Origin of the sequence: Psychromonas arctica (genome assembly GCF_038155225.1) — a bacterium.
GTDB lineage: Bacteria > Pseudomonadota > Gammaproteobacteria > Enterobacterales > Psychromonadaceae > Psychromonas > Psychromonas arctica_B.
Genome location: NZ_JBAKBA010000076.1, coordinates 1 through 5,341 on the forward strand (window position 1 = coordinate 1; position 5,341 = coordinate 5,341).

Genomic DNA, 5,341 nt, shown 5'->3' on the forward strand with positions numbered 1-5,341 from the left:
GCGGAGGAGCTCTGCGAGTCCTGTTTTTAGCTTGCAGGTGTTTTGGTGTTGAGGTCAAAACCTTCTAATTATTGACTCTCTAGCTAAAAATAAAAGCAACACACAAATCCTGCAGGCTGAAGCCAGCGTCCAAGGTCAGTAATCTTCTTATTATTAACTCTAATCCAAAATAAAAATCAACACACAACCCCCCTGCAGGCTGAAGCCAGCGCCCCAAGGTCAGTAACCTTTTTATTATTGACTCTAATCCCAAATAAAAATTAACACAAACCCTGCAGGCTAAAGCCAGCGCCCTAAGGTCAAAGGTCAAAGGTCAAAGGTCAAAGGTCAAAGGTCAAAGGTCAAAGGTCAAAAAACTCATCATTCGATGATATAGATTAGGAGGTTTAATATTTCAAACTAACTTGTTAGTTATACCTATATCAACTTTAATAAAACACCAATAACAGCAAACAAAAGCACAAGCCACATAATCGGTAATCTTTGACGTTTTAATAGGTAGACACCAATTAAGACTATCGCCATATCAATACTATTAAAAACAGCACTAACAAATACGGGCTGGTAAAGAGCGCTTATTAGCAAGCCAACTACAGCCGTATTAACACCATTCATTGCAGCGGCTAAACTTGGTATTTTTGAAAGTCTTTGCCAATTTTTTAAGCAGCTTAATAACAATAAAAATCCTGGTAAAAATACTGCAATGGTAGCGATCAATGCACCTACAATAGGCTCGCTAGGTAAAATCAAATAACCAATATAAGTGGCTAAACTAAACATAGGACCAGGTACTGCTTGAGCAATAGCATAACCCGTTAAAAACTGATCAGCGGTAACTTGTCCTTCCACGATATTCTGTAAAAGCGGCAATACCACATGCCCTCCTCCAAACACTAAACTACCAGCTTGAAAGAAATCAGAAAACACAGAAATACTAGCTGGCATTGCGGGATAGAAAAACATCAACAAAGGCAATACAAACAATAACAACAAAAATAAGACTAATGGCTTGTAATTAATCAACGTACAAACATTACAAATTAAACAATGTTTTTTCTTTTTAGTCGTATCCTCTTTATTTTCTTTTAAGAAAAATACACCTATCACTGCAGCAAAAATCAGCACTAAAATTTGTTCGATAACACTAGGGGAAATAAGTAATGTGCAAGCGGTTATTAAACATAAAAGAATACGGGGAGTATCTTTGCAGAAATTTTTATACATTAATAAAATGGCATCAAAAACGACCACTACCGCTAATAATTTAAGTCCATGTATTACTGATTGAAAAACACCATTACCCGCTAATTCACCAGTGCTAATCACCAGTAACAACATGATGGTGACAGATGGAATGGTAAAGCCTAAGAATGCACTACAAGCGCCTTTTAAGCCTAGTCTGTGATAACCAATAGCAAAACCTACTTGACTAGATCCCGGTCCAGGTAAAAATTGACTTAATGCAACGTATTCTGCGTATTGTCGTTCACTTAACCACGCTAAACGTTGTACAAAGGTTTCTCTAAAGTAACCAATATGGGCAGCTGGCCCGCCAAAACTAATGCAGCCTAATATAAAGAAGGTTTTGAAGATTTCCCACATAAAATATTCCAATCCAAACACAAATAATGATTAAGCAACAATGCCGCTTCCACTAATATTAATTAAGAGAAACAATTCAAAGTACAAAGCGACATTTATAATGAGTAAAACAGAGTAAAATACAGAAGAATTGTGACAGTGAGATGACATCACAAAGTGTCAAACGCCCTCACGATGGACGAAGTTAGAAGGTTTATATTTTTTGAGGACGTATCGCGAATTAGACTAAGCATAGAGTCATGAGTGTAGGGGCTCTGTGAGTCATACTTTTAGTTTACAGGTTGGTGTTGAGGTTAAATGTCATGCTATTGATTATCTAATCCAAAATAAAAAGCAACACATAAAACTCTGCAGGCTAAAGCCAGCGCACTGAGGTTAACAACTCTTTGATATTGATTATTTAGTCCAAAAATAAAAAGCAACACACAAATCCTTCAGGCTGAAGCTAACGCCCCGAGGTTAACAACTCTTTGAAATTAATTATTTAGTCCAAAAATAAAAAGCAACACACAAAACCCTGCAGGCTAAAGCCAGCGCCCCAAGGTCAAAAGATCGAGTATTATTAATGTTTAATTGTTTTGGTTTAGTTTGGGGGCACATGGCGAATTAGGTGAAGCCTAGTGTTATGAGCGGAGGAGCTCAGCGAGTCCTGTTTTTAGCTTGCAGGGGGTTTGGTGTTAAGGTTAAATTTTATATTATTGATTCTCTAATCCAAAAACAAAATCAACACATAAAATCCTGCAAGCTAAAGCCAGCGCCCCAAGGTCAGTAACCTTCTTATTATTGACTTTAATCCAAAACAAAAAATAACACAAAATCTCTGCAGGCTGAAGCCAGCGCCCTGAGGTTAAAAGATGATGGTTTTCTATTTTTGATTAATTAATAATACAAAGGTCAATAGATGGTAGTTTCCATCATTTATTAGTTATCAAGAGGCCTCTTATAGAGGAGGTAAGGAGAGATGCAGATACTGTAGATCATTGCTCCATAATTGTAAGAACTTTCGTGATTTATCTTTATTAGTTAAACACTTAGCAAATAAAATAATATTTGCACCGACTAAGTCATGGTTTTTATTAATTGAATACTTATCTAAAAAGTCTTGTCGAAAAAGCTTGATGGGAATTGCGACGTTCTTAGCATCCGCCACATTCAACCATAATAGTTCTTTATCTGCATTATTAATGGTTCCCCAATACATTCTAGGGGATAAATTTTCTAGCACTTCAGCATCAGAGAAATTTACAAATAAATTCTTAGCTCGCCATTTATGTTTTTCGCTAGTGTGAACCCACACATTAGAAGACGCTAAGGAACTGTTATTTAATAAGCTCTTTAGTAGTTTAGGTAAGGTTTGTTTAATCGACTTATTTGAGTTTTCGCTCGCGGCAATCGTTACTTTAGTCTCTATTACCTCTTTGTTACTTTTTACTTTGTCTGTGTTAACAGTATTTTTTTCACTCTCTATAATATAAGTCTTTTTAACGTCTATTTTTTTATTAGCAGCTGCAAAATCAATAGTAAAACCTTTATCTGAATCCTCTATTGGATTAGCTATTTCAATAACATTTTGTTTAATACTTTGTTTAAGGCTTTCTTCAACCGTTTTATTGTCTTTAACTTTTATTGATTGCTTAATGCTGTCATCAATAAATTTTTCATCATTAGGTTCGATCGCTACCGAAATATCTTCATTCAAATCATTGCTCAAATCAAGTGAAGCTTTCTTAGTGACTTTACTTAATTCAGAGCAATGAGGAAGATGGTGACGAGAGCCAAAGCAAGCTTGCTTACCATCTTTAGAAGCCCTTCTGAAATAAGCAACTTGTAAACATTCAGGGCAAAATAATGAATGCCGATACTGTGCAATTTGTTGTGCTGTAAAATGCTTAAACTCAAAAATGGAAAAGGTTATTTGCTGATGCTCTCTAGTCGTAGTATTTAACTTAGGGGATATATTGCCCTTAACATCAGACTTTATGATTGAGGGGGGTTTCTGTAATTTTGATTTAATATCAAGAATAGGAATAGAGTCATGATCAAGAATATAAATAGCATCTAACATGACTTACCCCTTATATAAGCGAACGTTCAATGAAAAAAAATAAAGTGTACAGTGTTTAATCTTTAGTTTTTAAATTTAACTTAAGCAACAAAAAAACGATAGCATTGTCATGCTATCGCTTTCACTTTATCTATAAAATAATTTATCACACTAGCTTTATAACACTGTTATTGCTTATATTGTTCTTACTTATACGGGTATTGCTTATACGGCTATTGCTTATAGAAAGCAGCCTAATAATAAATTGAATACATTAACCAATAACACTACCTAAGGCAAAGATAGGTAAATACATAGCAATAATTAAACCACCAACTACCACACCTAATACCACCATGATCATTGGCTCTAATAAGCTGGTTAATGCATCAACAGCATCATCAACTTGGCTTTCATAAATGTCGGCAACTTTACTTAACATACCGTCTAAATCGCCAGACTCTTCACCAATCATCACCATTTGTGACACCATATCAGGGAATGCACCCGTTGTTTTCATGGCAACATTAATTTGCATCCCACTAATTACTTCTGTGCGCATATTGTTAACCGCACTTCTATAGACATAGTTACCCGATGCACCTGCTGCAGAAAGCAAGGCATCAACTAATGGAATACCTGCAGAGGAGGTGGTAGAAAGTGTACGAGCAAAACGAGCTACTGCTGCTTTATCTAAAATAGTGCTAATAACAGGGATTTTTAGAATAAATTTATCGGTATTATTTCTTACTTTTTCACTACCACGATGTGCTCTTTTAAATAAAAATACGGCTAATATTGCCCCACCAATGATCATATACCAATAGGATTGAACGATGTCAGAAATACCTAAAACAAATAAAGTAAATGCAGGTAACTCTGCACCAAATCCAGTGAAGATATCTTGGAATTGTGGGATAACAAATAATAGTAATAATAAAGTTACAAAGAAGGCAACAGCGACAACTGCAGCAGGGTAAAACATCGCTTTTTTGATTTTTGATTTTAATGCTTCTGACTTTTCTTTATAGGTCGCGATACGATCATAAATGGTATCTAATGAACCTGATTGCTCACCCGCTTCCACTAAATCACAATATAACGTATCAAATTGTCTTGGATAAGAACGTAGCGTTTGTGAAAGCGGTGTTCCCGTTGACACTTCATTCGCAATCGAGGTCATTAATTTTCGAAGAGAGGGTTTTTCATTACTTTTAGCAATCAATTCAAGGCTTTGAACTAGAGCTACGCCGGCACTTAACATAGTAGCAATTTGACGTGATACAATGGCAACATCCATTGGCTGTACTTTGTCACCAAATGAAAATAACGACTTTGGTTTCTTTTTAGTACGTGTAACACTCACACCTTGTTTACGTAATTCTGCTTTTATCTCATTAACCGTTTCACCTTGTAACTCTCCAGAGACTTTACCTCCTTTACGGTTAATACCATGCCAAGTAAAAGTATGTAGTTCAGGTGAAGATTGTTTAATGGCCATGAAATTCTCTTTAGATAGTGTTAGATGGGCTTTCTACTATGAATACTGAATACAAGTATTATTTAGATAAGCTCTGTTTATTAAGTTATCTTGAGTTAAGTGTTATAGCTAAGCTCTTTAGCTAAAGTTTATAGTTAAGGTTTATAGTTAAGGTTTATAGTTAAGGTTTATAGTTAAGGTTTATAGTTAAGGTT

Annotated in this window: 3 protein-coding genes; all 3 read right to left on the reverse strand. The window is 35.3% G+C overall.

Annotation, left to right across the window (positions count from 1 at the left end; all coding sequences use genetic code 11):
- Window positions 1-417: 417 nt before the first annotated feature.
- The 3 genes from chrA to V6255_RS17730 all read right to left on the reverse strand — a co-directional run bounded on the left by chrA (window position 418) and on the right by V6255_RS17730 (window position 5,147).
- Entirely contained in the window at window positions 418-1,602 is a 1,185-nt protein-coding gene (gene chrA / locus V6255_RS17720; protein ID WP_341629335.1) for a chromate efflux transporter, read from the reverse strand.
- A gap of 940 nt (window positions 1,603-2,542) precedes the next feature.
- Window positions 2,543-3,667, reverse strand: a complete 1,125-nt coding sequence (locus tag V6255_RS17725) for a hypothetical protein (RefSeq protein WP_341629336.1) — start codon at window positions 3,665-3,667, stop codon at window positions 2,543-2,545.
- A gap of 253 nt (window positions 3,668-3,920) precedes the next feature.
- Window positions 3,921-5,147, reverse strand: coding sequence for a type II secretion system F family protein (locus V6255_RS17730; RefSeq protein WP_341629337.1), 1,227 nt, complete (start codon window positions 5,145-5,147; stop codon window positions 3,921-3,923).
- Window positions 5,148-5,341 lie beyond the last annotated feature (194 nt).

Excerpts from the sequence above, each read along its gene's own strand:
- V6255_RS17725 (WP_341629336.1), bottom strand. The coding sequence starts at position 3,667 with ATGTTAGATGCTATTTATATTCTTGATCATGACTCTATTCCTATTCTT.
- chrA (WP_341629335.1), bottom strand. The coding sequence starts at position 1,602 with ATGTGGGAAATCTTCAAAACCTTCTTTATATTAGGCTGCATTAGTTTT.
- V6255_RS17730 (WP_341629337.1), bottom strand. The coding sequence starts at position 5,147 with ATGGCCATTAAACAATCTTCACCTGAACTACATACTTTTACTTGGCAT.